Raw genomic sequence first — 25,678 nt, forward strand, 5'->3', positions numbered from 1 at the left:
CCAGACCCTTGTGCCCCTAACCGCCTAGAATTAAACCAGTCCAACTTTCGGGGGCTAGTTCACTTGCGCGGAGAGGGGGATGAAATCTACCTAGAGGAGATTACTTGGTGTTGGCGGAACCGCCAGCAGCCTCGATCTTCTCAACAGCAGACTTGGAGAACTTGTCAGCGGTGACGTTCAACTTAACGTTGATGTCGCCGTTACCCAGAACCTTAACCGGCTTATTAGCGCGGACCAAGCCAGCAGCTGCGATGTCAGCAACGGTGACGTCGCCGCCATCTGCAAACTTCTCGGCCAGGTCAGCAACGTTAACTACCTGGTACTCAACATGGTTCGGGTTCTTGAAGCCCTTCAACTTAGGCAGACGCATGTGGATCGGCATCTGGCCACCCTCGAAAGCAGCAGAAACCTGCTTACGAGCACCGGTGCCCTTGGTACCGCGACCAGCGGTCTTACCCTTGGATGCCTCACCGCGGCCAACGCGGGTCTTAGGCTTATTTGCTCCTGCGGTTGGGCGCAGGTCGTGCAGCTTGATGATATCAGCCATGGTTTACTCCCCTGCCACTTCTTCGACGGTGACCAGGTGGCGAACCTTGTGAACCATACCGCGAACGATCGGGGTGTCCTGCTTAACTACGGACTGACCGATGCGCTTGAGGCCAAGAGCCTCAATGTTCTTGCGGTGGTTCGGCTTGGTGCCCACCAGGCCCTTTACCTGTGTAATCTTCAGAGCCATTGCTTATGCCTCCTGACCTGCGCGCTTGCGCAGCATACGGGCCGGGGTGACCTCTTCGATGGACTTGCCACGACGTGCGGCAACCTCTTCAGGGCGGACCAGCTGCTTGAGGCCGTCCACGGTAGCGCGGACGACGTTGAGTGCATTGTCGGAGCCCAGGGACTTCGACAGGATGTCCTGCACGCCAGCACATTCAAGCACTGGACGAGCAGCACCACCGGCAATAACACCGGTACCAGGTGCGGCAGGCTTCATCATGACGATGCCAGCTGCGTCGCGCCCCTCAACCGGGTGGGTGATGGTGCCGGCAATCATCGGAACGCGGAAGAAGTTCTTGCGAGCCTCTTCAGCGCCCTTCTGGATTGCGGCCGGGACTTCCTTGGCCTTGCCGTAGCCAACGCCAACCTGGCCCTGGCCGTCACCAACGACGACGAGGGCAGTGAAGGACATGTTGCGGCCACCCTTAACGGTCTTAGAGACGCGGTTAATGGTCACAACGCGCTCGATGTACTTATCGCGCTCGTTGTCCTGGTGGTTACGACGATCGTTGCGGCGGCCGTTGCCACCGCGGTTGTTCTTGTTGTTCTCGGCGGAGCGTCCGCCGTCACGCTGTTCACGGTCCGACATTAGGCGTTCCTTCCGTTGATGTTTCCGTTGACGATGATCATTAGAACTTCAGACCACCTTCACGTGCGGCGTCAGCCAGCGCAGCGACGCGGCCGTGGTACTTGTAGCCTGCGCGGTCAAATACGACGTGCTCGATGCCAGCGGCCTTAGCGCGCTCGGCAACCAGCTCGCCTACCTTGGCAGCCTTGGCCTTCTTATCGCCCTCGAGTGCACGAACGTCCGCCTCCATGGAGGATGCGGAGACCAGGGTGTGGCCTGCCAGGTCATCGATGACCTGCACGTGCATGTGACGGGAGGAGCGGTGAAGAACCAGACGCGGTGCCTCAGGGGTGCCACGCAGGGTCTTACGGATACGGAAGTGACGGCGTGCGCGTGCCTCGCGACGACGGGAGGAGATGTCCTTGCCGACTGGAGTGCGCTTGGTGTTTTCAGTGTTTGCCATTGCTTACTTACCCGTCTTTCCGACCTTGCGACGGATCTGCTCGCCCTCGTAACGAATACCCTTGCCCTTGTAAGGATCGTCCTTACGCAGACGACGGATATTAGCGGCGATCTGTCCGACTAGTTGCTTGTCAATACCGGTAATGGACAGCTTGGTTGCGCCGTCCACTGCGAAGGTAATTCCCTCCGGAGCCTCGATGAGGATCGGGTGGGAGTAGCCCAGGCTGAATTCCAGGTCCTTACCCTTCTGCTGAACACGGTAGCCGACACCGAAGATTTCCATCTTGATGGTGTAGCCCTCGGTCACGCCAACAACGGCGTTGTTCAGCAGGGAGCGGGACAGACCGTGCAGAGCACGGTGCTTGCGGTGGTCATCAGGGCGGGAGACGGACAGTACGCCGTCTTCCAGGTTGATGGCGATAGGCTCTGGAACGTTAACGCTCTGGGTGCCCTTTGGGCCCTTAACCTCAACGTCTTGGCCGTTGATCTTGATTTCGACGCCGTTCGGTACGGCGATTGGTGCTAGACCGACTCGAGACATGTGTCAAACCTCCCTTTACCAGACGTAGGCGAGAACTTCTCCGCCTACGCCCTTCTCCTCAGCCTGACGGTCAGTCAGCACGCCGTGGGACGTGGAAATGATAGCCACGCCCAGGCCGCCCAAGACCTGTGGCAGTTCGGTGGACTTTGCGTACACACGCAGACCCGGCTTAGACACGCGACGCAGGCCAGACAGGGAGCGCTCGCGGTTGTTGTACTTCAGCTCGAGGGACAGGGTGTGGCCCTCGACGGTGTAGTCAGCGATGTAGCCTTCCTGCTTCAAGATGTCAGCAATATTTGCCTTCAGCTTGGAGGTAGGCATCGACACGGTGTCATGGTGCGCATTACTTGCGTTGCGCACGCGCGACAGCATGTCGGCAATAGGATCAGTCATAGTCATATGAGTGACCGTGTACCTTTCTCGTTGCGGTTCCCGTACTCACCAAAGCGTTTTCCGTGTGATTTCGGGCTACTCACGCTCCCCACGGTCAGTACCGTGAGGCGCTCGCCACCCTTTGATTCAGACAACGGTCCGCTATCTACGGCGAGGGGCCTACAACAAAGTTGATGTTCAGTTCTTGCATCGGCTCGGCGCTTTCTGCAGCTCAGCGCGCCAAAATTCGCAATGATTGAGGCACGCCGGAACCTCGGCGCAAGCACGAGGTACTATGCTACGCCATAACCTGGGGTTTTCCAAATAGTTCCGCCCAATCATTAGAGTCAAGACCAGCACGAACGTAAATAAGGAGATGGCTATGACCCAAACGCACGAGGACCCCATCCAATCCGCCCACGAGTGGCTGGAAGAAGCCGCCCGTCACCTTCACCTCGACCCAAAAGAGGCAACCGCGCTCATCCGCGAAATCCTGGATTTAACTAAAGACGTTGCACATAATCGCTCCCGCCCGGCAGCCCCGCTTACTGCCTTCCTCGTCGGCCTCGCTTCTAGTGACGTAGACGAAGCGCGTAGCAATATTGCCGCCCTAAAGCAGGTGCTGCAGTAATGGCCGGTCGCAAGAATTCCACCTTTGCCGTCACCAAGGTCCGTTTGGGAGAAGACCTGTACATCGATACCCGCGCCGATGCTGTCGCGGGCGAAGAGCCCCTCGAAATCCGCGTCGGCGGCCAGACCATTACTACCACCATGCGCACTCCCGGCCATGACATCGAGCTAGCGCACGGTTTCTTGCATTCGGAGGGCCATATTGCCTCGCTTAACGATGTCTCGGAAGCCCGCTACTGCGCCGGCTCCACCGTCGACGGAATGAATACTTATAACTTGCTCGACGTCGACCTGGCGAAAAAGAATGTGCTTGACCTAAGCGATCTGCGCCTGACCACCACAACCTCTGCCTGCGGCGTCTGCGGAACCTCCTCTATCGAGGCATTAACCAAGCAGACGCGTTACCCGATTCCCCACGTGCCGGTGGATCCCTATGTCGTATCCAAGCTGCCCGAAGCACTTCGCGCCGAACAGAAGCAATTTAAAAAGACCGGCGGCATCCACGCCGCCGGTGCCTTCACCTTGGCCGGTGAACCGGTTGTCATCCGCGAAGATATCGGCCGACACAATGCCGCCGATAAGGTCATCGGTCACCTTCTGCTAGAAGATCGTCTGCCTGCGGACGATCTCATTTTGGTAATGAGCTCGCGCGCCAGCTTTGAGCTCGTCCAGAAGGCCGCAATGGCCGGCTTCGGAATGCTGGTTGCCGTCAGCGCCGCCTCTTCCCTAGCGGTGGAAACGGCTCGCGAGACCGGCATGGCGCTCGTGGGATTTGCTCGCGGCGACCGCTTTAATTTGTATTCCGGCGAGCTCGCCTAGTCACGGTAGGCCTCTGGGCCACGGTTGAGCCACGAGTACACTCCGCCAACCAAAAGGCCGCCGCCGATGAAGTTGCCGATCCACACCAGGATCCAATTGAGCGCTACGTTGCCAACAGTCAGAGTGGCCGGCACTGGGTCGGAAGCGAAGAGCGCGATGCTAAATAGGCAGAAGTTCGCAATAACGTGTTCCAGACCCAATGCCACGAAGGCACCGATAATCGGGATAATCACGAAGAACTTCGAAGCCGCGTCCTTGGCAAAAATGGCTCCCACGATACCCATATTGACCACGAAGTTCGCGGCAATTGCCTCTACCAACATGCCCTGCGGGGACTTGGTGAGCTTGCCTTCAGAAACCGTCACCAAAAGGTGCGAGGGATCTAGGTCGGCGAACTTGGCAGACATCGCCATAATCGCAGCAAAGATGATCGCGCCTACCAGGTTGAAAATGGTGGTGATGAGCAGCAGGTACAGGGCCTTGCCCCACGCCACATGCTTATTGCTGGCGGCATAGACCATGTACATCATGTTGCCGGTGGCCAGATCGGCTCCCAGGAGCAGAATGGCGAAAAGGCCTACGCCGAAAAACAGGGCAAAAGCCACGGAGCCCAAACCCGGTGCAACGCCGTTGACGGCCTGGCCTACCACACCGGCAAAGGCGGTACCGATGCACAGGTACACACCTGCCAAGGTAGCGCGAACTGCAAAGCGAGCGAAGGATTCATCTAATAAGGTGACCTTCTTGACGGCCGCCGCCTTGGCGGCATCATTGAGAGACATTTCAACCTCATTAATTAAAGAGAATTAAATCCTTCTAATCTTATCCTGACCACCTGATTCCGCGTCAATTCCGGGTATGCATGCCCCTGCGTTGTAAGCTAGAGCTTTCCTATAACCCTTAATTTCTCTTCGGAGGTCGCATGGATTCCCACTACTCTCCGCGCAGGGAGCCGTATCGACGCTCAGTAGAGGGACGGCAAGAGACTTCATCGCGCTCCCGCTACCGTGGCAACACGCCGGCAACACAGCACCCCGAGACGACGCAGTTCTCCGCCTGGGAAAATACTTCAAGTTCAAGCCGCTCCACTCGCCATTCCCGCAAAGCAGCTAAGCAAGAATGGCGCCGCAGTGAAAATCGCGCTCGCCGCGCCGAGCGGCGCAACCGGCCACGTCGCGTTGAAGATACCTCGCTTCCTCGCCACCGTAAAAAGCCACGCCATGGCTCTAAGCTAAAGGAGCTTTGGAAACGCTTTGGGCTTTTGCGGATAGTTTTGGGTATTGTCCTCACCGTCATCTTGGTTAGCACCATTCATCAGGCTGTACAGCCCCCCGAAGGTCTAGAGGAAAATGAAGTTTCCGCTGAAAACGCTCCAGTGATTGAGCCTTCGGCCGCTGTGGAACTTTTCATTCCCGCTATCGATGTTCATGCAGAATTTGAAGCTGGCTCCTGCCGTGTAGTTGATGGCGCAATTAATCCAGATACTATGGACAAAGCCTGTACATATACGGCTGAGGACCGCCCCTACTCTCTACCCGGGACAAATGCTAACGATATTGTGGTCATTTCTGGACATACGGGCGCGGGTGTTCCGGCTGTATTTAATAACCTTTACGATGGTGCTGCCAATGAGCACAAGGTTAGCTTGGGAGATAAGCTTTATGTCCGGACCAAAACTTCGGGGCAGAACTGGCTCATTTACACCGCAACAGATCTCCATGACCCGCAAAAATCTGGACTATCGAGTGATACCAGCATTTGGGGTGAGGGCCCTATGCCCGGCCGTTTGCTCACTATTAGTTGTATCCAACCGGCCAACCTACTCGAGCCGGCTGTAAAAAATGCGGTAGTTGGTTGGCAGTTTGAGGGAACCACGCGCACTGAAGCGACAGCTTCATAAAACAGAGACGCACCAGGCGCTTAGACCATTCGCCTAGCCACACTTCGGATTGCTTCTCCTTGTGCAGGCACAAGCGGCGCTGTGCAAAGAGAAGGGGAACTTCTACGCGCTTTGAAATCTATGTGCTTGCAAGGGTTGCAGAATCTTGCAACTCACGCGTGAAATAGCTAAAGCCCAGCTCTTCCTTAGGAAGGCTGGGCTTTAGGCTAATGGATGGCCTACTTGAACGGGAAGCCGAGCTCGCGCAGGAGCTTGCGGCCCTCGTCGTCGTTAGTAGCGGTGGTAACGACGGTGATGTCCATACCACGAGGGCGATCGATCTTATCGATGTCGATCTCGTAGAACATGGACTGCTCGGACAGGCCGAAGGTGTAGTTGCCGTGGCCGTCGAACTGCTGATCAGACAGACCGCGGAAGTCACGAATACGTGGCAGCGCGATGGTCAGCAGGCGGTCCAGGAACTCCCACATACGGTCGCCGCGCAGGGTAACGCGTGCACCGATGGGCATGCCCTCACGAAGCTTAAAGTTCGCGATGGACTTCTTAGCGCGACGCAGCTGCGGCTTCTGACCGGTAATAGCGGTCAGGTCCTCGAGTGCGCCGTTGATGACCTTGGAGTCACGTGCGGCTTCGCCAACACCCATGTTGACAACAACCTTGGTGACACCAGGGATCTGCATGACGTTGTCGTACTTGAACTCGTCATTCAGGGTCTTGCGGATTTCCTCGCGGTAGCGAGTCTTCAGACGCGGGGTGTAGTTCTCGCTCATTTTTAGATGTCCTTCCCGTTGCTACGCGCGATACGGACCTTCTTGCCGTTCTCGTCGAAACGGTAGCCCACGCGGGTCGGGTTGCCTTCGGAGTCAACAATCGCAACGTTGGACACGTGGATCGGTGCTTCCTGGGTAACGATTCCGCCGGACTCGGCGCCACGCTCGGCAGCAGAGTTTGCGACGTGCTTCTTGATGCGGTTAACGCCCTCAACGAGGACCTTGTCGCGCTTTGGGTATGCCTCGATAACCTTGCCCTTCGCGCCCTTATCTGGGCCCGAAATGACGATCACCATATCTCCCTTATGGATCTTCATAAGACTAGATCACCTCCGGTGCGAGAGAAACGATCTTCATGAAACGCTTGTCACGAAGTTCGCGAGCAACCGGTCCGAAGATACGGGTACCACGGGGCTCGCTATCGCCCTTGAGAACAACTGCAGCGTTCTCGTCAAAGCGAATGTAGGAGCCGTCCGGACGACGGGTCTCCTTCTTCGCGCGGACGATAACGGCCTTAACTACGTCGCCTTCCTTGACGTTGCCGCCTGGAACGGCGTCCTTGACAGTCGCGACGATAACGTCGCCGATGCCAGCGGAGCGTCGGACAGAGCCGCCGAGAACGCGGATGCACAGCAGTTCACGTGCACCAGAGTTGTCGGCGACGCGCAGACGCGATTCTTGCTGAATCACTATGGGTCTCCTGACCTGGATTGATGTGCGGTAAGATTTCCGTCCTTGCCGCACGCGGTCTACAAACTTGCGATGCTCAAGCCTTGACAACGGACTATGCCGAAGGGTCTCGGACCGGCGGTTCGGAAACGCACCACTACGGGCCGACCAGCTTTTGCAACCTATACATTCAACCACACGGCAGCGCCCATACCAAAACGCCGCTCAATGCTTGCCGACGCCCCCCTACCTCCACATTTATTTTCGCCAGTACACCCGCTTACCCCCTGGATCCTTATTTCGATTACAGCGACACGTGCAGGTGCATAGAAAAATTCGTCGCACTCTGCATATATAAATCACACTTTAATGCCCCTCGGTACAGATCCTGTCGAACACCTGGTTTAATAGCGAGATTCCCTCGCAGCCGTGACGCAGGAAAATTACAGTTAACTTCTGATTTCCGTGTGACAACCGTGAAGTTTATGACTACTGTTATCTACGTCGAGAAAGACATTTTCTTTGCGCTTTTCAATATTCCCCGAAGGAGAAACACATGAAGCGTTTGCCACAGACCCTGACCGCTGCTGTACTGACCGGCGCCCTCGCCTTTGGCGGCGCAGCTGTTGCTCAGGCTCAGATGCCACTCCCAGCTTCCATCGAATCCGATGGCATTACCTACGACAAGCAGCCTGACGGCAGCTACGCACCACGCGACCGCTTTGAGAACCCAGCCGGCGAGGACACCGTACCTACCCTCACTGAGGATCAAGCTCGCGCTATCTGGGAGCGTCAGCAGTCCGACGCTGGTGAAAACACTGATTCTGAGACCTCTGGAACCGAAGCCGATACTGAAGGCGCAGCTGACGCCGAGGGCACTGATTCCGAGGGCTCCGAAGCAGAAGGCATCCCCGCTCCAGCCACCAAGAAGGACGCCGAGGGCAACGAGTGGTACCAGAGCCTGAAGGATCCCAATGTTTACGTCAACGATCCGGCCCTGGTGAACGAAGAGATCACCGACGAGATGCGCGATGCTTACGCAAAGGCCTTCCCGTCTGAGGATGCAAAGCCTGAGTTTGACAAGAAGAAGCTGGCTTGGTTGGCACTGCCTGCTGCACTGATCATCGGTGGCATCACCTGGTACCTGTCCCAGGACGGCAAGACCTACGTCAAGGACGAGGCACGCAAGAACCAGCAGCCAACTGCTGAGGAGAAGGCTGCTTCCGAGCAGATGCTGAACGCTAACAAGGACGAAGTTATCGCCCAGGGCGGTCAGCTCGCTGAGGGCGACGCTGCTCAGGCTGACGCTCCTTCCGCTCCAGCTGCACCAGCTGCTGGCGAGTCCGCAGACTCCGCACGTGGTATGTCCGCTGAGACCGGCTCCAACTCCGTTGCACAGGCTCTGGCTGCACTGGCTGTAGCTGCGATGGTTGCTGCTGGCGCATTCGCCGCACGCCGCAAGTTCTTCGCTTAAGAAAGAGCCTTCCTACCAAGTAGGAAACTGAGTAGAGACTGGCTGCGCCGGTTGGACTACGGTCCGGCCGGCGCAGCTTTTTGTATGCCTGACTAAAACTGCGGTCACACCGAGTCAAGGGCACATCCGAGTTAAGGCCGATCTGATCAGGCTTAATTGAGGTAGAAAAGGCCGATCTGAGGAGTAGTTTTCCTCAGATCGGCCTGATCACTATGGACCTAATGAAATGGACTCGAGAGCCCACCGTTGGCTTTAAAGGATGCGTATTAAGACGCGGAGTCGGAAGCCGGCGAGGCTGTCTGTGCCGGTACTACGGCGGGCTTGGGGTCCACGGTGAAGATATCGGTACCGGAGCCAATGAGCTCGCCGGGGCGGAAGGCCTCGGTAGGGATCACCGGGCCGGTCTTCTTTGAATTGGAGACAACCACCGGGGTGGTCACAGGAAGGCCGGCGGCCTTAATGGCCTCGATGTCGAATTCGGCGAGGACATCGCCCCGCTTGACCTCATCGCCCTTGTTTACGTGAGAGGTGAAGTGCTCGCCTTTGAGGTTTACCGTATCGAAACCGATATGCATGAGGATATCGATATTGCCCACTGCCGGATCCTTGGTGCGGATGGCGTAGGCATGGTGGGAGGGGAAGGTGACGGTGATTTTGCCGTCGGCAGGCGCAACCAGCTTGCCCACGGTGGGCTCGATTGCCACGCCCTGGCCTAGCTTGCCGCCGGCAAACATAGGATCGCTGACCTGAGATAGTGGCACGGCGGTGCCCTCCAGTGGGGAGAAGATGGTGCAGGCATCGTCGGCAGCTACCGCGGCTGGGGTGGCAGCGGCGGCCTGAGCTTCGGCTGCCGGAGGGTTGACCTCATCCGGGTCAATGGAGCCATTCTTACGAATGAGCACACGGCCGTAGAGGTACGCACCCACAAAGGCAATCACGAAAGAGATGACGCCGCACAGAAGGAAGGTCGGGACAAAACGGGGAACGGAGACGAACCCGATGAAGCCGGCGGCACCGAGGGCGTCGGCAAGCACGCCAAAGATAGCGATGAAAGCAGAAGAAATTGCAGAAGCTGCCATGCCGATATAAAACGGCCAGCGCAGGCGAAGGTTTACACCGAAGATGGCGGGCTCAGTAATACCAAACAGGGCAGAAATGCCGGAGGCACCGGCCAAGCCCTTGAGTTTTTCGGAGCGGGCCAGGAAGTACACGGCGAGCGCGACGCCACCTTGGGCAATATTGGCCATGGAGGCGATCGGGAAAATAAAGGAGCCGCCCTCATTCCACAACATGGTTTCGATCGGCGGGAAGGATTGGTGCAGGCCGGTAATCACAATCGGCGAGTAAACGAGGCCGAAGAGGAAACCGGCCACTGGACCGGCGAAGTCATAGAGGTTGGCCAAGCCCATGCCCAGCCAGTCGCCGGCCGTGCGCAGAATGGGCCCCAAGCCCATAAAGGTTAAGAAACCGGTAATGAGCAGCGTTAGCAGCGGGGTGAGCATGAAGTCCACGGTGCCCTTGAGATGCTTGTGCAGGAATTTCTCCAGGGTGGCGAGGATCCACGAAATCACCAAGATAGGAAGGATGGAACCTTGGTAGCCGGCCTGGGCGACGTCGAAGCCAAAGATATTCCAGTAGGACATCTCGCCGCTGTCAATCGCTTCCGCCACGTTATAGCCGCTGACCAAATCGGGCATGACCATCGCCATAGCCATGCCGGCGCCAAGGAACTCGTTGCCACCAAAGCGCTTCGTCGCGGTAAATCCGACAAGAATGGGCAGGAAGGCGAACGGCGCGGCGGCGAGCAAGTTAACTAGCCCGGCAAATCCTTCCCACGCCGGGAACATCTCGATGACGGATTTATCGCCAAACAGGCCCTCGGCCGTCAAGACGTTATTGAGCGCCATAAGCAAACCGCCGCCCAATAGGATGGGGATGAGCGGCACGAAGATATCCGCCAAGACTTTAACCGCGCGGCTAAACCAGTTGCCGGATTCAGCAGCGATGTCTTTCAGACGGTCGGTGGATACGGCCACATCCTTGGAAACAAGGTTGGTCATTTCTTGGAAGACGATATTGACGTCACCAGGGCCGACGATGACCTGAAACATGCCGCCAGCCTCAAAGGTTCCCTTGAGGTCGGGGTCATTATCCAGCGCGGCGGTATCCACCTTGTCCGAATCTTGCAGCACCATGCGCAGGCGCGTGGCGCAGTGCGCGAGTGCGATGATGTTGTCTTCGCCGCCGAGCGCCTTAAGCGTGCGGGCGGCTACTTCCTTGTGGTCCATAGAAGAGCCCTTCAGTGTAATGGCTCACATCCTAATACCGGACGTGACTACTTATGTCCATTACAGCTGGAATTCGGGCCTAAGTCCACACATTCGGGCGAAGTGTTGGCAACTTCACCGGTGATAAGTACACCTACCCGCGCGATTCCCACCCCTGCCACGGTGACTCGCCAAACACCGCGAACGAAGCAGCGATGCGACCACCCCCGGCATAGACCTCAACGGCGCAGCCATCGGCAATCAAGCGCATGTCACCATCCGGGCAGTCGATGGGTTCTCCGCCATTAAAGGAAATGGTTCCGTCGCGTTGGGTGACGCGGAAGGCTTCATCCCCGGCGGCGTCGATAAGAGCAAAGGAACCTTCGCCCTTGATATCGATGGTGGAGCCAAAGCCTTCACGCCCGTGGGTCTCCGGCAAGGCGGACCACAGTGGCTCTTGGTGCAAGTAGTCACCCTCCAGCCATATGCGGCGTGGCAGGGTCAAGGTGTGCACCCAGCCTTGCGTCGGGGTGTCATCCTGGGCGGGCATGCCCATCCACCCCAGTAGGATGCCGTCCTCAGTGGCCTGCGGCGCATAAAACTGGGTGCCGTGATCCAAAAGTGTAAAGCCGCGCTCAATGTGAAAATCCAGCCCTTTGAGCATGCCCACGACATAGCCGCAGCGGTCCGTTTCTGCTTGCGGGCAAAAGATGAGTACCTGCTTGTCCCCTAGCGTGAGGAGATTAGGGCACTCCCACATATATCCGCCCGGCAGCTGGGAAGGATCATCAAAAACAATCTCGCCCTGAAATTCCCACTGCGCTAAATCCTGGGAGCGGTACATAACAATGGTGCCGCGTTCATCTTCGGTTTGGGCGCCGATGACCATCCTCCAACCGTCAGCGTCGCGGGTGATCTGCGGGTCACGGAAGTGGCCCGTATAGCCCGTCGGGGAGTCCGGGATGAGGGGGTTATTCTCATCGCGAAGATAGATGCCACCTTCAGGGCCCGAAGGGTCGAGGGCGCGCACGCGGTTCTGCGAGGGGATGCGACGGCCATCCTGTTTCAGGTTGCCTGTATAAAACAGCCAGACATCGGTGCCATCGACCACCGCGCCACCGGAATAGCAGCCATCCTTGTCATAGGAAAGATCCGGGTATAAGGCATCCGGGTGGTGCTGCCATGGCGTGGGCGCGGAAACGCTAGTGGTCGCATGGCCCCAGCCGGTGCGCTTGGGCTGGCGCGGAAAAGCAGGGTCATGTTGGTAATAAACATGCAAGGTATCACCGTCTACAAAGACACCATTGGGATCATTGAGGCGGCCTTGGGGCGGGGCAAGATGAAAATTGGGCCGGTAGTTCATATCACCGATACTATGAAAATATGACTATTCATGTGTGCGGTGAAGGGCTCGTGGATCTCGTTCCGGTAGCCCCTGGCAGCTTGAACGACCACACGCCGGCGCTGGGCGGCGGGCCATTTAACGTGGCCATCGCGGCGGCGCGACTGGGCGCCGATGTGGAATTCCAATCCCGCATTTCCACCGATGGTTTTGGGCAGGAGCTCGTCGCCCGCCTCGAGGCCGAGGGCGTGACCACCACGCACCTGCAGCGCGGCGATGAGCCCACTACTTTGGCGGTGACCACCATCCATGAGGACGGCTCGGCCTCCTATAACTTTTATATCGAGGGCACGGCCGACCGCTTGGTCGAACCACGTTTAGTGCCGGCCGATATCGCGTGCTTCGGCACGGTCTCCCTCGCCCTTGAACCTGGTGCCTCCCGCTATGCGCAACTGCTCAAGGATTTTGCCGTCCAAGGCACGTTGGTCGCCCTGGATCCGAATATCCGGCCGTTCTACGCCACCCCAGAGCACCGCGCGTTCCTGGCGGACCTGCTCCCTCACGTCACCTTGCTTAAACTTTCTGATGAAGAGGTGGATTTCCTCGGCCCCGATCTCATCTCCCAGGTACCCGTTGTAATAGTTACCCGCGGCGGGGAGGGGCTTAGCGTGCAGGCCGGTGAGACCAAGCTAAACGTGCCGGCCGCACAGGTTCCCGTGACCGATACCATCGGCGCCGGCGATACCATCATGGCCGCATTGCTGACCCAAATTGACGAGCGGGGGCTCGACTCCTCCGCGCTTGCCCAACTGGACGCTGCAGAGTGGAAGGAACTGCTTTCCTTCGCCGCGGCCGCTGCAGGAATCACCGTCTCCCGGAAGGGCGCCAACCCACCGCGGCGCGAGGAAGTAGAGTCTTCGCTATGACCTACACCAAGCGCACCCTGTGGCTGCACTCCGCGCTCTTTATTCTCGCGTTTCTCGCGTTTATCCTGCCCGTAGTCTTTGGCGCCTCCGCTCTACTTCCGGTCTGGTTAACCGGCGGGCTGAGTCTGGGGCTTGCGGCTTGCACGCTTGTCGACGCCGCCTATAAATTCTTCGCCCCCTCCTCCCCTCGTAGCCTCCGCCTACTCTCTGGACTTGCCGGCCTCGTTCTACTCATCGGCTGGGGCATCTGGGTCTATATCTACGGCAACATGGCCGCTGTAGGCACAGGCTCCTATCGAATCGGCACCTTTTTGCTCGGCGCGGGAAGCGTGCTCAATCTTTTTGTAGTGGCAATTTCCTTTCTAGATGTACAAAGAAAGGTCAACTAGAGCGACTGGGCAACAGCCACAGTTAGCGGGTTTCCACTAATGCGCCGCTACGACGCGGCGGGGAACGATGATGGGGGCATCGCCAAGCGGATCCTCCCATGCCTCAGCCTCGATGCCATAGGCCTGTGCCAATACCTTCGGCGACAGCGCTTGTTTCGGAGCCCCGCGAGCGATGATATCGCCTGCTTTCATCACCACCATGGAATCAGAATAGTGGCCCGCCAGCATGAGGTCGTGCAGGACTACAACCACTGTTTTTCCCGCCTGCGCCTGTGCGCGGGCCAATTCCAGCATGCGCATGGCGTGGGCGGGGTCGAGGAAGGTCGTGGGTTCGTCGAGAAGCAGTACGGGCGTATCTTGTGCCAGTGCCAATGCCAGCCAGACGCGCTGGCGCTGCCCGCCCGATAGCGAAGCGATATCACGATCGAGGAAGTCCACAATGTCGGTAGCCTCGCAGGCCTGCGCGATAATCTCCCGATCCGTCGCGGAAAGGCCGCGCACCCTCCCCTGATAGGGATGACGCCCACGCGCGACCAACTCACCCACCCGCAGCCCATCGGGGGCCACGGGGTGCTGTGGCAGCAGCGCCACCTGCTGCGCGGCATCCTTCGCGGACATAGCGTGCAGGTCAGCTTCCCCGACCATGACGCTGCCCTGCCGCGGGGCCAGGATTTTCGAGAGAGTTTTCAGCAGCGTGGACTTGCCGCAGCCATTGGGCCCAATGAGCGTCGTGACTTCGCCGGCGCGGGCGTGCAGATCAACGCAGGAAAGGATATCCCCGCCATCCTTATATCCCGCATGAATGCCGGTGGCGCGGAGGCTGCACCGAGGCTTCGGCCTCGCGGTCTGTTTAGGCTGATTAGGCCGATTATCCGTCATTTCTTTTCCTTCATCCACGTCTGACTGTCTAGCACCATCCGGCGCCGTACTTATCTGTCCCCTGCTGTACCGCGGCACAACGTTTAGCTGCGCCCAGCTGCATTCCACACCACTATCACCAAGGCGCAGCCACCAATGACCGAGGAAACCGCACCCACCGGCGCATTTACCGGGATAGCGCCAGCGATGACAGCGCACACGGTCAGCAGCGCCGCACCAGCGGCCGCCGATGCCAGCGGCGATGGCGTGGGGGTGCGCGCCACCATCCGCGCCAGGTGCGGCGCTAGCAGCGCGATGAACCCGATGGGTCCCACCACCGAGACCACCACGGCGCTGATACCGGTTGCCGCAATAAGCAGTAGGGCACGCTGGCGGGAAATATTCACGCCCAGGGTAATTGCGGAGGAGTCATCATGGGCAAGCAGCGGCAACTCCCGCGCGCACCAGATGCCGATGGTAAGAAACGGCGCTAATGCTGCCAGGAGGGGGAAGATGACCTCCATGCGCACAAACCCAGTCGATCCCGCAAGCCACGTTTGTGCCTCCGCAGCGCGCAGGATCTCGGCGCTGCGCATCAAATACGCCACGATGGCCTGAAACATCAGAGATAAGGCAATACCGACGATGACGATGCGGTTGCTCGTACCGATGCCACCAAGGGCGGCGAGGAGGATGACAACGAGGAGGGCGCCGATCGTCGCCAAGCATGCCCGCCACCAAAACTCCGGGATGCCCTCAGCGAAACTGGGGCGCGAACGCACGGTTCCCAAGACCACCAGCACCGATGCCCCGCCGGTAACGCCTAAAATATCCGGCGAGGCGAGCGGGTTGCGGGCCATGGTTTGCGTCCAAGAACCGGCCAGGCCGAGGGCGGTGCCCACGGTGGCGATAGCAACCGGCAGGCGCAAGTCCCACACCACCCTGATGTGGCTCTCGCTGCCGCCGCCGGTGAGAACATCGATGACTTGCCGTGGGCTCAGTTCCACGGAACCTTGCCCCAACAATACTAAGTACGCGATAAGGGCGATAAGGATAAATGCCAACGTGGAAGCGAGCACGTGCGCGTGCCGGCGGCGTTGCTGCGCTTGTAAAATAGTGCTGATTGCGGCCATGCGTTATTGCCCCCATGCTCTGCCTACGCCCCGGTGAGCACCCCAAATGAGGAAGGGTGCACCCACTATCGCGAGGACGATGGACATCTCCAGCTCCGAGTTACCCACAATGAGGCGCCCGATGATATCGGCAGCAAGCACGGCACAACCGCCTAAGAGCGCGGAGGGCAAAAGCATGGTAGCAACGCTAGGGCTCACCACCCGCCGCACGATGTGGGGAATGGCAAAGCCGACGAAGGCAATGGGGCCCGTTGCTGCCGTTGCGCTGCCGGCCAACACCACGATGCTGAGCGCCGCGCCCACCCGCGCGGTGGTGGGTGATCCGCCCAAGGCGAGGGAGGACTCCTCCCCCATGGCCAAAAGGTCGAGGGGGCTGGCCACCATCGCCGCGCACGCTATGCCGAGAACAAGCCCTATGCCCGCGATCGCGACGTCTTCTGGGCCGCGGCCAAAGGTGGAGCCGATGGTCCACCGCCGCATGCTATCGAGGACGTCCGTGGAATAAAGGCCGATGATCATCGCGCCCGATCCCAAGGCGGCGGAGACTCCGGCACCTACCAGAATGAGCGTCAGAGGATCCTGAAACCGCCGCGATACGGCTAAGACCAGCAGCGTGGTAATACCCGCGCCAGCGAGCGCGAGGGTAGTCCGCATACCGGTGGAGGTAGCAATGCCGATGGCCGTGCCTATGGCAACAAAGAATGACGCACCCGCGGTAACGCCAATAAACCCTGGATCCGCCAGCGGGTTTCGGGTCCACGATTGCGCCAGTACACCGGCCACAGCAAGGGCCGCGCCGGCGAAATAAGCCAGGAAGGTGCGCGGCAGGCGCAGGTTCCACACGATATCGTGGATATCCTGCTCCCCCGCTCCGCGCAGCGCAGCGATGACCTCCCCGGGCGGAATCGAGCGGGATCCTAGCGCCAGGGACGCCACCGCCAACACCAGGCTGGCGAGGATGAGGGCGACAAGGAGAACCTTGCGCCCCTGTGCCCGCGCCATTACCGATGTAGCGATGCCGGTGGTGCTAGAACTATCTGCTATGGAAAGCGGCTGGACTATTTCGCCGTCCTTCGTGGTTGCTAACAATTACAGCTTCTCTTCAAACTTATCTACTGCCCAGGGGATGGTCACCGGGTTCGGCATACTCATGGCATTGCCGGTATCCGTATCCAGGTAGCGCACGCGACCATCCTTGACAATGTCGAGGCCCTGGAAGGTCTTATCTTTCTTCAAAGCATCGGAAGAGCCGTTGTAGTCCAAGACAAAGAGGTAATCAACCTGGCTCAGCTTCGCGTAGTTTTCTGGGGCAATGTCTACGAAAAAGCTGGTGCCATCGCCCTGCAACGCATCGGGGATCTCCATGCCAAGATCTTCGATGAACTGTCCGCGCCCGTCCTCCTCGGTGTACAAGCCAATTTTGCCGTCATATGGCATGACGATGGCCGCAGACTTACCCTGCAATTCCGTGTGCTCGCGGCGGAAATCCTCGAGGGCCTTTTCGGTGTCATCGATAAGCTTATCGCCTTCGCCTTCCTTACCCACCGCATCCGCAATGGTCTCTACCTGCTTTTCCCAGGGCACCTGCCAGTCCTCATAGTCATCTGGCTTGACGGTGGTAGGCGCGATCTCTTCCAGGGATTCCTTCGTGCGCGCATCCACGGCCTGGTTCACCGCAATGATCTGGGTGGGGTCTGCCGCGGTTACCTGCTCAAAGGTATCCGCGGTGAATCCGGTTGCGGTGTTATAAATCACCTCAGGCTGTGCATCGCCCAATAGCTTCTCTGCCCAGGGGCCGACGCCGGAGGGATCGCCATCCCCCTCAGCGCCCCACGGTGCCACCGTCACGGGAGTGATCCCCAGGGCAAGCAGCGTATCGGCGTCACCCAGGCCCAGGCTAGCCACGCGCTGCTCGCTGGCAGCGTTAGTCGCCTGAGCCGTTTCATCGCCCTCACCGCGCGAGCAACCGCCTAAGGCTACGGCTCCTACGGAAAGCGTTGCTACTACGCCCATGGTTCGACGCCCGAAAATATTCATGAGGCTAGACCTTTCAATAAAGGAAGAAAATCAACTTGCTTACCCTATACCGCAAAGGGTTAGTTAGGCAAGGCTTAGCTTTGACCTAGTATATTAGACACATGACGTCTTCCCAACAATCGGCGCCGAGGCCTGAACACGAACTCATCCCCGTTACCCTGACCGCCAACAAACGGATCCGGCCGCGCCTGCACCGCCTCACGTTTTATGCGGAGACTTTCCGGACCTACACCCTCTCCGGCCCCGATGAATTCTTTGGGCTCGTCATGCCGCAGGCTGGACAGGAATTTACGCCCTTCCCCGTCGACGGCATAAACCTCCGTGCCGCGGTAGCCGCAATTGCCGAGGAGAAGCGACCGGATCTGCGCTGGTACACCATCCGCGCGCTCCACCCAGAGGAGTCCACAGTCGATGTCGATGTGGTCACCCACGGCGATTCAGGGCCTGGTTCGCGGTGGATTCGCCGGGCACAAGCCGGCGACACAGCGGGATTTTTTACCTGCAACGAACTGTGGCGACCAACCGAGGTAGCACAACTTCTAGTCGCCGACGCCTCCGCCCTGCCCGCGCTGCGGCATATTTTGGCCTACCAGGAAGAACAAAACCCGGCGATGCTGCGCTCCACCGATGTTTTGGCCGTGATTACCAGCGAGGACGAGGTAGAGCCGGGCCTTGCAACTCGGTGGGAGACCAGCGTCCGCAGCCTGCGCATCATTCATACCCAACCGCGTCAGGAGGCAGATGCTGTCGTAGCCGCTCTAAGAGCGGACTATGCCTGTGCGCCGGGGCCGGGGTACGTGTGGGCTTCCGGCGAGGGGGAGCTAGCAAAGAGCGTACGAGGCCTCGCGGTGAATGAGTGGGGCCTGAATACCACCGACGTCACGTGGGTTCCCTACTGGTTTTATGGAAGGGCCCGTCCGTAGCGAAGCCCTAAAACGGCGAAGGCCCCCGCTCCGAACTCCAGGTTCGGTAGCGGGGGCTTTGTTGTGGCTAGTTTTTACTTAGCCTTCTCGATGATCTCAACGAGACGGAAGTGCTTGTCCTTGGACAGCGGGCGGGTCTCAGCGATACGTACGAGATCGCCGATGCCTGCGGTTTCTTCCTCGTCATGCACCTTAACCTTCTTGTTAGAACGCATGATCTTGCCGTACAGGGCGTGCTGCTTGCGGTCTTCCAGCTCGACAACGATGGTCTTGGACATCTTGTCGGATACTACATAGCCGGTGCGAACCTTAGGAGCGCCCTTGACCTTCTCCTTCTTCGGAGTAGGTGCCTTCTTGGAATCAGTCACGTTAGCCTCACTCATGATTAAGCCTCAGCTCCCGGAGCAACGGACAGGCCCAGCTCGCGCTCGCGCAGAACGGTGTAGATGCGGGCAATGTCGCGCTTAACCGTGCCGATGCGGCGGTTGTTGGTCAGCTGGCCGGTGGCCTTCTGGAAGCGGAGGTTGAACAGCTCTTCCTTCGCATCCTTCAGGCGGGACTGCAGCTCAGCGTTGTCGAGCTCACGGAACTCGTGGGCGGGGGTACCGGTTGCCATTAGAACTGGTCCTCCTTCTTGATGATACGGACCTTGCAAGGAAGCTTCTGGCCAGCACGGCGCAGAGCCTCAATTGCAACGGCATCGTTCGGATAGCTCATCTCGAAAAGTACGCGGCCCGGCTTAACGTTAGCCACCCACTTCTCAACCGGGCCCTTACCGGAACCCATACGAACGCCGAGCGGCTTCTGGGTCAACGGACGGTCCGGGAAGATGTTGATCCACACCTTGCCACCACGCTTGACGTGGCGGTTGATGGCAATACGTGCGGCCTCAATCTGACGGTTGGTGATGTACGCCGGCTCGAGAGCCTGGATAGCGTAATCGCCGAAGTTGATGCGGTTACCGCCCTTGGACACGCCGCGACGGTTCGGGCGGTGCTGACGGCGGTACTTAACACGCTTAGGAATCAGCATGGATTAGCCCTCCTGCTTCTGCTGTGCTCGCTGGCGGCGCTGGCCACCGCGGCGGGAGCGACCATTGCGGTCACGGCCACGGCCCTGTGCCGGAGCGTTCAGTTCTGACTCGCGTACGCCACCGACGACGTCACCCTTGTAGATCCACACCTTGATGCCAATGCGGCCGAAGGTGGTGTGGGCCTCTGCGGTGCCGTAATCGATTTCGGCGCGAAGAGTGTGCAGCGGAACGCGACCCTCGTGGTAGCGCTCAACGCGGGACATTTCAGCACCACCCAGGCGGCCGGACAGCAGAATCTTGATGCCCTTGACCTGTGGCTGGCGCATAGCGGACTGGATAGCCTTACGCATTGCACGACGGAATGCGACGCGGTTAACCAGCTGCTCCGCGATGGAGTGAGCAACCAGGGTTGCGTTTGCGTCTACCTGCTTGACCTCGAGGATGTTGAGGGCAACCATCTTGCCGGTGAGCTTTTCCAGCTCGCGGCGGATACGGTCAGCCTCAGCACCGCGGCGGCCAATCACGATGCCCGGGCGGGCGGTGTGAATGTCAACGCGGACGCGGTCGCGGGTGCGCTCGATAACGACGTCGGCAATGCCGGCGCGCTCGAGGCCCTTGTTGAGGTAGTTACGAATCTTGATGTCTTCGGCTACGTAGTTCGCGTAGTCCTTATCGGCGAACCAGTGGGTCTTCCAGTCGGAAGTGATGCCCAAACGTAGGCCGTGAGGATGGATCTTCTGGCCCATTACTTGGCCCCTTCCTGCTGGCTTTCGACCACCACGGTGATGTGGCTGGTGCGCTTACGAATCATGAATGCACGACCCTGTGCACGCGGCTGGAAACGACGCATGGTCGGACCCTCGTTGGCATAAGCCTCGGAGATGACCAGGGTGCGTGGGTCGAGGCCGAAGTTGTTCTCAGCGTTAGCGGCTGCAGAAGCAACGACCTTAGCAACTGGCTTGGAAGCACCCTGCGGTGCGTACTTCAGGATAGCCAGGGCTTCGCTTACGGACTTGCCGCGGACCAGATCGAGCACGCGACGTGCCTTCATCGGGGTGACGCGGACGTAGCGGGCCGTGGCGGATGCGGAGGTGATGGTCTCACTCATCGCTTATCGACGTCCCTTCTTGTCATCCTTGACGTGACCCTTAAAGGTCTTGGTTGGTGCAAACTCGCCCAGCTTGTGGCCGACCATGGAGTCCTCGATGAAAACCGGCACGTGCTTACGGCCGTCGTGGACGGCGAAGGTGTGACCGATGAAATCGGGGAGAATGGTCGAGCGGCGAGACCAGGTCTTGATGACCTGCTTGGTGCCTGCATCGTTCTGAGCATCCACCTTGTTGAGGAGGTGCTCATCGACGAACGGGCCCTTCTTAAGGCTGCGTGGCATTGTTTACCTCCTCTTAGCGCTTCTTGTTCGGGCGACGACGGCGCACGATCATGTTGTTGGAGTAACGGTTCGGGTTGCGGGTGCGACCCTCCTTGTGACCCCATGGGGACACAGGGTGGCGACCACCCGAGGTCTTACCCTCACCACCACCGTGTGGGTGGTCAACCGGGTTCATAACGACACCGCGGACGGTCGGGCGAACGCCCTTCCAACGCATACGGCCGGCCTTACCCCAGCGGATGTTCATCTGCTCGGCATTGCCAACCTCACCAACGGTGGCGCGGCAGCGGATGTCCACACGGCGGATTTCGGAAGACGGCATACGCAGAACTGCGTACTTGCCTTCCTTACCCAGCAGCTGAATAGAAGCACCAGCGGAGCGAGCCAGCTTAGCGCCAGCGCCCGGCTTGAGCTCAACAGCGTGGATGGTAGAACCGGTCGGGATGTTACGCAGAGGCAGGTTGTTGCCAACCTTGATATCTGCATTCGGGCCGGACTCTACGATGGTGCCCTGCTTCAGGCCCTTCGGGGCGATGATGTAACGCTTCTCGCCATCAACGTAGTGAAGCAGTGCAATGTTTGCGGTGCGGTTCGGGTCGTACTCGATGTGAGCGACCTTTGCCGGGATGCCGTCCTTGTCGTTACGACGGAAGTCGATCAGACGGTAACGGCGCTTGTGGCCACCACCGATGTGGCGGGTGGTGATGCGACCGTAGTTGTTACGGCCACCAGTCTTGCTCAGCGGGCGCAGCAGGGACTTCTCCGGAGTAGAACGAGTGATCTCGTCAAACTCAGAAACGGAGGATGCGCGGCGACCCGGAGTTGTCGGCTTGTACTTACGAATAGCCATAGTTCTTCCTTTTCCTTTCGGCTCTCCGGTGACGCTTAAGCGCCGCCGCCGAAGACGTCGATGGAGTCGCTGCCTTCACGGAGCGTCACATATGCACGCTTGGTGGACTTACGCTGGCCGTAACCGGTGCGGGTGCGCTTACGCTTACCTGCACGGTTCACGGTGTTCACGGAGTCGACCTTGACGTCAAAGATCTGCTCTACGGCATCTTTAATCTGGGACTTATTGGAGTCCGTGGAGACGTAGAACGTGTACACGTTCTGCTCCATCAGACCGTAGGACTTCTCGGATACAACCGGGGCGATGATGATATCGCGTGGGTTAGAAATCTTAGCCATTAGTTCTCCTCCTTATCCGCGCCGGTTGCGCGGTTGATGAAGGTGTGTAGCGCCTCAACGGAGAACACAACGTCATCGGAGTAGAGAACGTCGTAGGTGTTGAGCTGGCCAGCGTCCAGGATCTGAACGTTAGGCAGGTTATTAGCGCTACGACGAGCATTGATGTCCTCGCGGCCGATGACCAGGAGCACGTTCTTGCGCTCGGTCAGGGACTCGAGGAAAGCCTTAGCCGACTTGGTGGACGGCTTCTGGCCCGGTACGAGCTCTTCGATGACGTGGATGCGCTCGTTGCGAGCACGGTCAGACAGTGCACCGAAGAGAGCAGCCTTGATCATCTTCTTAGGGGTGCGCTGTGCGTAGTCGCGCGGCTGTGGGCCGTGGACGGTGCCGCCACCGGTGTAGTGCGGTGCGCGGATGGAGCCCTGGCGTGCACGGCCGGTGCCCTTCTGACGGAAAGGCTTGCGACCACCACCGCGGACATCGCCGCGGGTCTTGGTTGCGTGGGTGCCCTGGCGTGCAGCAGCAAGCTGAGCGTTAACAACCTGGTGCATCAGAGCAATGGATGCCTCGGTGTCAAAGATTTCAGCAGGCAGGTCTACAGAGCCGTTGGTCTTACCCTCGGAAGTGTGGACGTCTAGCTTGAGGTTGCTCATGCGTGTGCACCGCCCTTCACTGCGGTCTTAACGGTGACGAGGCCGCCGCGCGCACCAGGGATAGCACCCTTGATGAGCAGCAGGTTGGACTCGGCATCGATTTTCTGAATCTTCAGGTTCTGGGTGGTCACGCGGTCCTGGCCCATACGGCCAGCCATGCGCTTGCCCTTGAAGACGCGGCCCGGGGTAGCGGCGCCGCCGATACCGCCAACGCGGCGGTGAGCGGCCTGGTTACCGTGAGCTGCGCCCTGGCCTGCGAAGCCGTGGCGCTTCATGGCACCAGCGTAGCCGTGGCCCTTGGTCTTGCCGGTAACGTCAACGAAGGTGATGCCCTCGAAGATGTCAACCTTGACCTCTTGGCCAACCTCGTAAGCAGAGGTGTCGTCCATGCGGATTTCCGCAACGTGACGGCGCGGGGTTACGCCAGCCTTCTTGAAGTGACCACCAACCGGCTTGTTTGCCTTGCGTGGGTCGATTTCGCCAAAGGCGATCTGGATGGCGCTGTAGCCATCGGTTTCGGGGGTGCGAATCTGGGTGACAACGCATGGCCCTGCCTCGACGACGGTAACCGGTACAACGCGGTTGTCCTCGTCGAAGACCTGGGTCATGCCGAGCTTCTTGCCCAGAATGCCCTTGATCTCGTTTTCACTCATTATTTGTTCTCCACCAAAGTCGCTTACTGGATGTTCACGTCGACGCTTGCCGGAAGATCGATGCGCATAAGAGCATCAACGGTCTTCGGGGTTGGGTCGAGAATGTCGATCAGGCGCTTGTGAGTGCGCATCTCGAAGTGCTCGCGAGAGTCCTTGTACTTGTGCGGAGAACGAATAACTGCGTATACGTTCTTCTCGGTTGGGAGCGGCACTGGGCCGACTACACGAGCACCGGTACGGGTAACGGTCTCGACGATCTTCTTTGCAGAAGCGTCGATAGCCTCGTGGTCATAGGCCTTCAGCCGAATGCGGATTTTTTGTCCCGCCACGCTTATCCTCTTCCTCGCTTCCCCACTTTCACATTCCCGGCGTTTCCGGGGCGTGAAGCGGTGGGAAATTGCTTCTCGATTTCTCTATAACGTTGTCCGGGCTTGGGGCCTGACACAACGCCAGTGGTCTGACTGCCATGACGACCAAGAGTTGCGGTACATGGCAAGTGCCAGAACGCAGTGCTCTCGACGGGGTACAAGACCCGTAGTCAAAGTATTGTGAAGAGGACGGTTTTCACGCATTACACGTGGGGAGTGTCCAATTCGTCTACTGCCGCTGTTTATTTGCCATGCCCCTTCTCCGGTCCATCTTCTCGGGGTGTCACTGCTCTAACGCGGACCTAGCCCGATCGGATGACCTTCCAGTCAATGTTTCAAGTTCCCCTGAAACATGGCGACAACGAAGGTGTCATGTTCGCTTTACCAGCTCAGCGTCTCCCCAAAGCCGTGCTTAGCGACGTCCGTCGCTTGTATCACGTCTTGGTTCTCGCTGCCCTGTTAAAGCAACCTTTGTATTTAAGCATGTTGGGCTGCGGTTTTTCAAGCCGCGTTCTAAACCGTGCCAAAAATCACGTTTTGAATAATTTTGTTGCCCTGCGCCCCACGATTGTCGGAGAAGTATCTAAGCTCGGTGTCATTGGCTATGGACAAATTGTCCTGCCTAGATAGTTGAATATCCCGTTCATGCATCATCCAATAAAGAAAGGCACATTCGCCCATGTCTGAAAACAAGACTCCTGCACAAAACACCGATAACCAGGTTCCGGCTTCCGAGGAGCGCGAGGTTAATAACAACCTGGAGACCCAGTACGGCACCACCACCATCGATGATGTCGTGGTCTCTAAAATTGCCGGCATTGCAGCCCGTGAGGTTTCCGGCGTGGATTCCCTGGGTGGCGGCGGCGCCCGCATGATCGGCAATATTCGCGAGTCCTTCGGTGCTTCCGAGGACGTCCGCCAGGGCGTAGACGTTGAGGTAGCAGAGGGCACCGCCCGCATCGAGATTGCAATCACTGCTGAGTACGGCGTGGCCATCCACGAGCTCGCTGAGGCTATTCGCCGCAACATCATGAATGCTGTAGAGCGCATGACCGGCCTGAGCGTCGAGCGCGTCAACGTTGTTGTTCACGATGTCAAGCTGCCTAAGGAAGAGTCCGAGTCTGAAGACCAGGCTGCTTTGAACCAGGGTCAGGCCTAAGCCCAATGCCTGAGCCCCGAGCACATTTCGAGCTCGAGGTAAGCCACGCCCGCGCTATTGCAGAGGCCGTCACGAAGGTCCGCGGCGTCGCTGCACTCGACGGCGGTTCGTTCGGTTCGGTGAGTTTGTACCTCCCAGGCGAGCGCATCGTCGGCATGCGGCGGCCCGATCCGCGCGATGATCGCCACCTGCAGATCAATATCCGCGTCGATATCAGCGCGGCGCCGGACCTTTATGCCTTGGCAGAAGATATCCGGTTCGCCGCACGTGGGGCATGTCCCGAACTGCAACGCATCGACGTTGAGTTTTCTGACGCCGTGGATGGCTTATCCGCTGCTCCATCGAAGGAATAGATATGAAAAATTACACCACTTTGGGCA

36 protein-coding genes and 1 pseudogene are annotated in these 25,678 nt (G+C 58.8%); 10 read left to right on the forward strand and 27 right to left on the reverse strand.

Annotated elements, in window-relative coordinates:
• Positions 1–100 precede the first annotated feature (100 nt).
• Genes rplO through rpsH form a run of 6 tightly spaced genes read right to left on the reverse strand, consistent with a single transcriptional unit; the run spans position 101 to position 2,744 of the window.
• Entirely contained in the window at positions 101–547 is a 447-nt protein-coding gene (gene rplO, locus EF879_RS26055) for a 50S ribosomal protein L15 (protein WP_123563173.1), read from the reverse strand.
• A 3-nt stretch (positions 548–550) separates the two neighbouring features.
• Complete coding sequence (gene rpmD / locus EF879_RS26060; RefSeq protein WP_023020587.1) at positions 551–736, reverse strand: 50S ribosomal protein L30; 186 nt, start codon at positions 734–736, stop codon at positions 551–553.
• 3 nt (positions 737–739) lie between these two features.
• A complete protein-coding gene (rpsE, locus tag EF879_RS26065) occupies positions 740–1,363 on the reverse strand; it encodes a 30S ribosomal protein S5 (RefSeq protein ID WP_023020586.1) in 624 nt (207 codons plus the stop codon).
• Positions 1,364–1,403: 40 nt separating this feature from the next.
• The gene (gene rplR, locus EF879_RS26070; protein ID WP_005322788.1) at positions 1,404–1,805 is read right to left on the reverse strand and encodes a 50S ribosomal protein L18; all 402 of its coding nucleotides are present in this window, start codon (positions 1,803–1,805) and stop codon (positions 1,404–1,406) included.
• A 3-nt stretch (positions 1,806–1,808) separates the two neighbouring features.
• On the reverse strand, positions 1,809–2,345 hold the full coding sequence (rplF, locus tag EF879_RS26075) for a 50S ribosomal protein L6 (protein ID WP_005322792.1): 537 nt from the start codon (positions 2,343–2,345) through the stop codon (positions 1,809–1,811).
• A 15-nt stretch (positions 2,346–2,360) separates the two neighbouring features.
• The gene (gene rpsH, locus EF879_RS26080) at positions 2,361–2,744 is read right to left on the reverse strand and encodes a 30S ribosomal protein S8 (RefSeq protein ID WP_005322799.1); all 384 of its coding nucleotides are present in this window, start codon (positions 2,742–2,744) and stop codon (positions 2,361–2,363) included.
• Positions 2,745–3,099: 355 nt separating this feature from the next.
• On the opposite strand from rpsH, the gene EF879_RS26085 reads away from it, so the two are divergent.
• Both EF879_RS26085 and fdhD read left to right on the forward strand, forming a co-directional pair.
• Positions 3,100–3,348: a DUF6457 domain-containing protein gene (locus tag EF879_RS26085; protein ID WP_123563220.1), complete on the forward strand. Its 249-nt coding sequence runs from the start codon at positions 3,100–3,102 to the stop codon at positions 3,346–3,348.
• Complete coding sequence (fdhD, locus tag EF879_RS26090) at positions 3,348–4,166, forward strand: formate dehydrogenase accessory sulfurtransferase FdhD (RefSeq protein ID WP_123563175.1); 819 nt, start codon at positions 3,348–3,350, stop codon at positions 4,164–4,166. The genes EF879_RS26085 and fdhD overlap by 1 nt, the downstream gene beginning before the upstream one ends.
• Here fdhD and EF879_RS26095 read toward each other — a convergent pair.
• Positions 4,163–4,948 (reverse strand): formate/nitrite transporter family protein, encoded by a 786-nt coding sequence (locus EF879_RS26095; protein ID WP_123563177.1) that lies wholly within the window; start codon positions 4,946–4,948, stop codon positions 4,163–4,165. The two genes, fdhD and EF879_RS26095, sit on opposite strands and share 4 nt — an antisense overlap.
• A 140-nt stretch (positions 4,949–5,088) precedes the next feature.
• Between EF879_RS26095 and EF879_RS26100 the strand changes: the two genes are divergently transcribed.
• Positions 5,089–6,066 (forward strand): hypothetical protein, encoded by a 978-nt coding sequence (locus EF879_RS26100; RefSeq protein WP_123563179.1) that lies wholly within the window; start codon positions 5,089–5,091, stop codon positions 6,064–6,066.
• Positions 6,067–6,284: 218 nt separating this feature from the next.
• Here the strand turns inward: EF879_RS26100 and rplE are convergent, their stop codons facing one another.
• The 3 genes from rplE to rplN are packed head-to-tail and all read right to left on the reverse strand — an operon-like array spanning position 6,285 to position 7,526.
• Entirely contained in the window at positions 6,285–6,836 is a 552-nt protein-coding gene (gene rplE, locus EF879_RS26105) for a 50S ribosomal protein L5 (RefSeq protein ID WP_023020566.1), read from the reverse strand.
• A 2-nt stretch (positions 6,837–6,838) separates the two neighbouring features.
• A complete protein-coding gene (rplX, locus tag EF879_RS26110; RefSeq protein WP_023027809.1) occupies positions 6,839–7,153 on the reverse strand; it encodes a 50S ribosomal protein L24 in 315 nt (104 codons plus the stop codon).
• A gap of 4 nt (positions 7,154–7,157) precedes the next feature.
• The gene (gene rplN / locus EF879_RS26115) at positions 7,158–7,526 is read right to left on the reverse strand and encodes a 50S ribosomal protein L14 (protein WP_005322812.1); all 369 of its coding nucleotides are present in this window, start codon (positions 7,524–7,526) and stop codon (positions 7,158–7,160) included.
• A gap of 535 nt (positions 7,527–8,061) precedes the next feature.
• Between rplN and EF879_RS26120 the strand changes: the two genes are divergently transcribed.
• Positions 8,062–8,979, forward strand: a complete 918-nt coding sequence (locus tag EF879_RS26120) for a hypothetical protein (RefSeq protein ID WP_123563181.1) — start codon at positions 8,062–8,064, stop codon at positions 8,977–8,979.
• 266 nt (positions 8,980–9,245) lie between these two features.
• Here the strand turns inward: EF879_RS26120 and EF879_RS26125 are convergent, their stop codons facing one another.
• Positions 9,246–11,267, reverse strand: a complete 2,022-nt coding sequence (locus EF879_RS26125; protein WP_123563183.1) for a sucrose-specific PTS transporter subunit IIBC — start codon at positions 11,265–11,267, stop codon at positions 9,246–9,248.
• A 133-nt stretch (positions 11,268–11,400) separates the two neighbouring features.
• Positions 11,401–12,609, reverse strand: coding sequence for a glycoside hydrolase family 32 protein (locus tag EF879_RS26130; RefSeq protein ID WP_123563184.1), 1,209 nt, complete (start codon positions 12,607–12,609; stop codon positions 11,401–11,403).
• Positions 12,610–12,629: 20 nt separating this feature from the next.
• On the opposite strand from EF879_RS26130, the gene EF879_RS26135 reads away from it, so the two are divergent.
• On the forward strand, positions 12,630–13,514 hold the full coding sequence (locus EF879_RS26135) for a carbohydrate kinase (protein WP_123563186.1): 885 nt from the start codon (positions 12,630–12,632) through the stop codon (positions 13,512–13,514).
• On the forward strand, positions 13,511–13,903 hold the full coding sequence (locus EF879_RS26140) for a multidrug transporter (protein WP_123563188.1): 393 nt from the start codon (positions 13,511–13,513) through the stop codon (positions 13,901–13,903). The genes EF879_RS26135 and EF879_RS26140 overlap by 4 nt, the downstream gene beginning before the upstream one ends.
• Positions 13,904–13,939: 36 nt before the next feature.
• Here EF879_RS26140 and EF879_RS26145 read toward each other — a convergent pair whose 3' ends face one another.
• From EF879_RS26145 to EF879_RS26160, 4 genes are all read right to left on the reverse strand, one after another.
• Positions 13,940–14,800, reverse strand: a complete 861-nt coding sequence (locus EF879_RS26145; protein ID WP_199736616.1) for an ABC transporter ATP-binding protein — start codon at positions 14,798–14,800, stop codon at positions 13,940–13,942.
• 65 nt (positions 14,801–14,865) lie between these two features.
• Positions 14,866–15,894: an iron chelate uptake ABC transporter family permease subunit gene (locus EF879_RS26150; RefSeq protein WP_123563190.1), complete on the reverse strand. Its 1,029-nt coding sequence runs from the start codon at positions 15,892–15,894 to the stop codon at positions 14,866–14,868.
• A 3-nt stretch (positions 15,895–15,897) separates the two neighbouring features.
• Positions 15,898–16,983 (reverse strand): iron ABC transporter permease, encoded by a 1,086-nt coding sequence (locus EF879_RS26155; protein ID WP_123563192.1) that lies wholly within the window; start codon positions 16,981–16,983, stop codon positions 15,898–15,900.
• Positions 16,984–17,931, reverse strand: coding sequence for an ABC transporter substrate-binding protein (locus EF879_RS26160; RefSeq protein ID WP_123563193.1), 948 nt, complete (start codon positions 17,929–17,931; stop codon positions 16,984–16,986). It abuts the gene before it with no gap.
• Positions 17,932–18,032: 101 nt separating this feature from the next.
• Between EF879_RS26160 and EF879_RS26165 the strand changes: the two genes are divergently transcribed.
• On the forward strand, positions 18,033–18,854 hold the full coding sequence (locus tag EF879_RS26165) for a siderophore-interacting protein (RefSeq protein WP_123563195.1): 822 nt from the start codon (positions 18,033–18,035) through the stop codon (positions 18,852–18,854).
• Between the two features lie 74 nt (positions 18,855–18,928).
• Here EF879_RS26165 and rpsQ read toward each other — a convergent pair whose 3' ends face one another.
• From rpsQ to rpsJ, 11 genes and pseudogenes are all read right to left on the reverse strand, one after another.
• Positions 18,929–19,237, reverse strand: a complete 309-nt coding sequence (gene rpsQ / locus EF879_RS26170) for a 30S ribosomal protein S17 (RefSeq protein WP_123563197.1) — start codon at positions 19,235–19,237, stop codon at positions 18,929–18,931.
• A gap of 2 nt (positions 19,238–19,239) precedes the next feature.
• A complete protein-coding gene (rpmC, locus tag EF879_RS26175; RefSeq protein WP_005322842.1) occupies positions 19,240–19,470 on the reverse strand; it encodes a 50S ribosomal protein L29 in 231 nt (76 codons plus the stop codon).
• Entirely contained in the window at positions 19,470–19,886 is a 417-nt protein-coding gene (rplP, locus tag EF879_RS26180) for a 50S ribosomal protein L16 (RefSeq protein WP_023020553.1), read from the reverse strand. The genes rpmC and rplP overlap by 1 nt, the downstream gene beginning before the upstream one ends.
• A gap of 45 nt (positions 19,887–19,931) precedes the next feature.
• Positions 19,932–20,633, reverse strand: a pseudogene (rpsC, locus tag EF879_RS26185) (30S ribosomal protein S3); the annotation flags it as partial.
• The gene (rplV, locus tag EF879_RS26190) at positions 20,633–20,995 is read right to left on the reverse strand and encodes a 50S ribosomal protein L22 (RefSeq protein WP_005276938.1); all 363 of its coding nucleotides are present in this window, start codon (positions 20,993–20,995) and stop codon (positions 20,633–20,635) included. The pseudogene rpsC and the gene rplV, both read right to left, overlap by 1 nt.
• A 3-nt stretch (positions 20,996–20,998) precedes the next feature.
• On the reverse strand, positions 20,999–21,277 hold the full coding sequence (gene rpsS, locus EF879_RS26195; RefSeq protein WP_005276936.1) for a 30S ribosomal protein S19: 279 nt from the start codon (positions 21,275–21,277) through the stop codon (positions 20,999–21,001).
• 13 nt (positions 21,278–21,290) lie between these two features.
• Positions 21,291–22,127, reverse strand: coding sequence for a 50S ribosomal protein L2 (gene rplB / locus EF879_RS26200; protein WP_023020551.1), 837 nt, complete (start codon positions 22,125–22,127; stop codon positions 21,291–21,293).
• Between the two features lie 35 nt (positions 22,128–22,162).
• Entirely contained in the window at positions 22,163–22,465 is a 303-nt protein-coding gene (gene rplW / locus EF879_RS26205) for a 50S ribosomal protein L23 (RefSeq protein ID WP_023020550.1), read from the reverse strand.
• Complete coding sequence (gene rplD / locus EF879_RS26210) at positions 22,465–23,118, reverse strand: 50S ribosomal protein L4 (protein WP_005322847.1); 654 nt, start codon at positions 23,116–23,118, stop codon at positions 22,465–22,467. The genes rplW and rplD overlap by 1 nt, the downstream gene beginning before the upstream one ends.
• Positions 23,115–23,771: a 50S ribosomal protein L3 gene (rplC, locus tag EF879_RS26215; protein ID WP_023020549.1), complete on the reverse strand. Its 657-nt coding sequence runs from the start codon at positions 23,769–23,771 to the stop codon at positions 23,115–23,117. The genes rplD and rplC overlap by 4 nt, the downstream gene beginning before the upstream one ends.
• Before the next feature lie 23 nt (positions 23,772–23,794).
• A complete protein-coding gene (gene rpsJ, locus EF879_RS26220; protein ID WP_003848085.1) occupies positions 23,795–24,100 on the reverse strand; it encodes a 30S ribosomal protein S10 in 306 nt (101 codons plus the stop codon).
• Between the two features lie 354 nt (positions 24,101–24,454).
• On the opposite strand from rpsJ, the gene EF879_RS27065 reads away from it, so the two are divergent.
• From EF879_RS27065 to EF879_RS26230, 3 genes are read left to right on the forward strand one after another with little or no spacing between them, the layout of a single operon-like run.
• Positions 24,455–24,769, forward strand: coding sequence for a hypothetical protein (locus EF879_RS27065; protein ID WP_148086559.1), 315 nt, complete (start codon positions 24,455–24,457; stop codon positions 24,767–24,769).
• 49 nt (positions 24,770–24,818) lie between these two features.
• Positions 24,819–25,298, forward strand: a complete 480-nt coding sequence (locus EF879_RS26225) for an Asp23/Gls24 family envelope stress response protein (protein WP_123563199.1) — start codon at positions 24,819–24,821, stop codon at positions 25,296–25,298.
• A 5-nt stretch (positions 25,299–25,303) separates the two neighbouring features.
• Positions 25,304–25,651: a hypothetical protein gene (locus tag EF879_RS26230; RefSeq protein ID WP_123563201.1), complete on the forward strand. Its 348-nt coding sequence runs from the start codon at positions 25,304–25,306 to the stop codon at positions 25,649–25,651.
• The last annotated feature ends 27 nt before the right edge of the window (positions 25,652–25,678 follow it).

The organism is Micromonospora sp. HM5-17, from assembly GCF_003762835.1.
Taxonomy (GTDB): Bacteria; Actinomycetota; Actinomycetes; order Mycobacteriales; family Micromonosporaceae; genus Plantactinospora.

Bases quoted from the DNA above. Each gene is read 5' to 3' on its own strand.
- EF879_RS26120 (WP_123563181.1), top strand. From the start codon at position 8,062: ATGAAGCGTTTGCCACAGACCCTGACCGCTGCTGTACTGACCGGCGCC.
- rplD (WP_005322847.1), bottom strand. From the start codon at position 23,118: ATGAGCAACCTCAAGCTAGACGTCCACACTTCCGAGGGTAAGACCAAC.
- rplC (WP_023020549.1), bottom strand. From the start codon at position 23,771: ATGAGTGAAAACGAGATCAAGGGCATTCTGGGCAAGAAGCTCGGCATG.
- rplO (WP_123563173.1), bottom strand. From the start codon at position 547: ATGGCTGATATCATCAAGCTGCACGACCTGCGCCCAACCGCAGGAGCA.
- EF879_RS26160 (WP_123563193.1), bottom strand. From the start codon at position 17,931: ATGAATATTTTCGGGCGTCGAACCATGGGCGTAGTAGCAACGCTTTCC.
- rplP (WP_023020553.1), bottom strand. From the start codon at position 19,886: ATGCTGATTCCTAAGCGTGTTAAGTACCGCCGTCAGCACCGCCCGAAC.
- EF879_RS26130 (WP_123563184.1), bottom strand. From the start codon at position 12,609: ATGAACTACCGGCCCAATTTTCATCTTGCCCCGCCCCAAGGCCGCCTC.
- EF879_RS26150 (WP_123563190.1), bottom strand. From the start codon at position 15,894: ATGGCCGCAATCAGCACTATTTTACAAGCGCAGCAACGCCGCCGGCAC.
- EF879_RS26125 (WP_123563183.1), bottom strand. From the start codon at position 11,267: ATGGACCACAAGGAAGTAGCCGCCCGCACGCTTAAGGCGCTCGGCGGC.
- fdhD (WP_123563175.1), top strand. From the start codon at position 3,348: ATGGCCGGTCGCAAGAATTCCACCTTTGCCGTCACCAAGGTCCGTTTG.
- EF879_RS26095 (WP_123563177.1), bottom strand. From the start codon at position 4,948: ATGTCTCTCAATGATGCCGCCAAGGCGGCGGCCGTCAAGAAGGTCACC.
- rpsS (WP_005276936.1), bottom strand. From the start codon at position 21,277: ATGCCACGCAGCCTTAAGAAGGGCCCGTTCGTCGATGAGCACCTCCTC.
- rplE (WP_023020566.1), bottom strand. From the start codon at position 6,836: ATGAGCGAGAACTACACCCCGCGTCTGAAGACTCGCTACCGCGAGGAA.
- rplX (WP_023027809.1), bottom strand. From the start codon at position 7,153: ATGAAGATCCATAAGGGAGATATGGTGATCGTCATTTCGGGCCCAGAT.
- rplF (WP_005322792.1), bottom strand. From the start codon at position 2,345: ATGTCTCGAGTCGGTCTAGCACCAATCGCCGTACCGAACGGCGTCGAA.
- rpmD (WP_023020587.1), bottom strand. From the start codon at position 736: ATGGCTCTGAAGATTACACAGGTAAAGGGCCTGGTGGGCACCAAGCCG.
- EF879_RS26140 (WP_123563188.1), top strand. From the start codon at position 13,511: ATGACCTACACCAAGCGCACCCTGTGGCTGCACTCCGCGCTCTTTATT.
- EF879_RS26135 (WP_123563186.1), top strand. From the start codon at position 12,630: ATGACTATTCATGTGTGCGGTGAAGGGCTCGTGGATCTCGTTCCGGTA.
- EF879_RS26165 (WP_123563195.1), top strand. From the start codon at position 18,033: ATGACGTCTTCCCAACAATCGGCGCCGAGGCCTGAACACGAACTCATC.
- rpmC (WP_005322842.1), bottom strand. From the start codon at position 19,470: ATGGCAACCGGTACCCCCGCCCACGAGTTCCGTGAGCTCGACAACGCT.
- EF879_RS26230 (WP_123563201.1), top strand. From the start codon at position 25,304: ATGCCTGAGCCCCGAGCACATTTCGAGCTCGAGGTAAGCCACGCCCGC.
- rplR (WP_005322788.1), bottom strand. From the start codon at position 1,805: ATGGCAAACACTGAAAACACCAAGCGCACTCCAGTCGGCAAGGACATC.
- EF879_RS26100 (WP_123563179.1), top strand. From the start codon at position 5,089: ATGGATTCCCACTACTCTCCGCGCAGGGAGCCGTATCGACGCTCAGTA.
- EF879_RS26225 (WP_123563199.1), top strand. From the start codon at position 24,819: ATGTCTGAAAACAAGACTCCTGCACAAAACACCGATAACCAGGTTCCG.
- EF879_RS27065 (WP_148086559.1), top strand. From the start codon at position 24,455: ATGACCTTCCAGTCAATGTTTCAAGTTCCCCTGAAACATGGCGACAAC.
- rplV (WP_005276938.1), bottom strand. From the start codon at position 20,995: ATGAGTGAGACCATCACCTCCGCATCCGCCACGGCCCGCTACGTCCGC.
- rpsE (WP_023020586.1), bottom strand. From the start codon at position 1,363: ATGTCGGACCGTGAACAGCGTGACGGCGGACGCTCCGCCGAGAACAAC.
- rplB (WP_023020551.1), bottom strand. From the start codon at position 22,127: ATGGCTATTCGTAAGTACAAGCCGACAACTCCGGGTCGCCGCGCATCC.
- rplW (WP_023020550.1), bottom strand. From the start codon at position 22,465: ATGGCTAAGATTTCTAACCCACGCGATATCATCATCGCCCCGGTTGTA.
- rpsQ (WP_123563197.1), bottom strand. From the start codon at position 19,237: ATGAGTGAGGCTAACGTGACTGATTCCAAGAAGGCACCTACTCCGAAG.
- EF879_RS26085 (WP_123563220.1), top strand. From the start codon at position 3,100: ATGACCCAAACGCACGAGGACCCCATCCAATCCGCCCACGAGTGGCTG.
- rpsH (WP_005322799.1), bottom strand. From the start codon at position 2,744: ATGACTATGACTGATCCTATTGCCGACATGCTGTCGCGCGTGCGCAAC.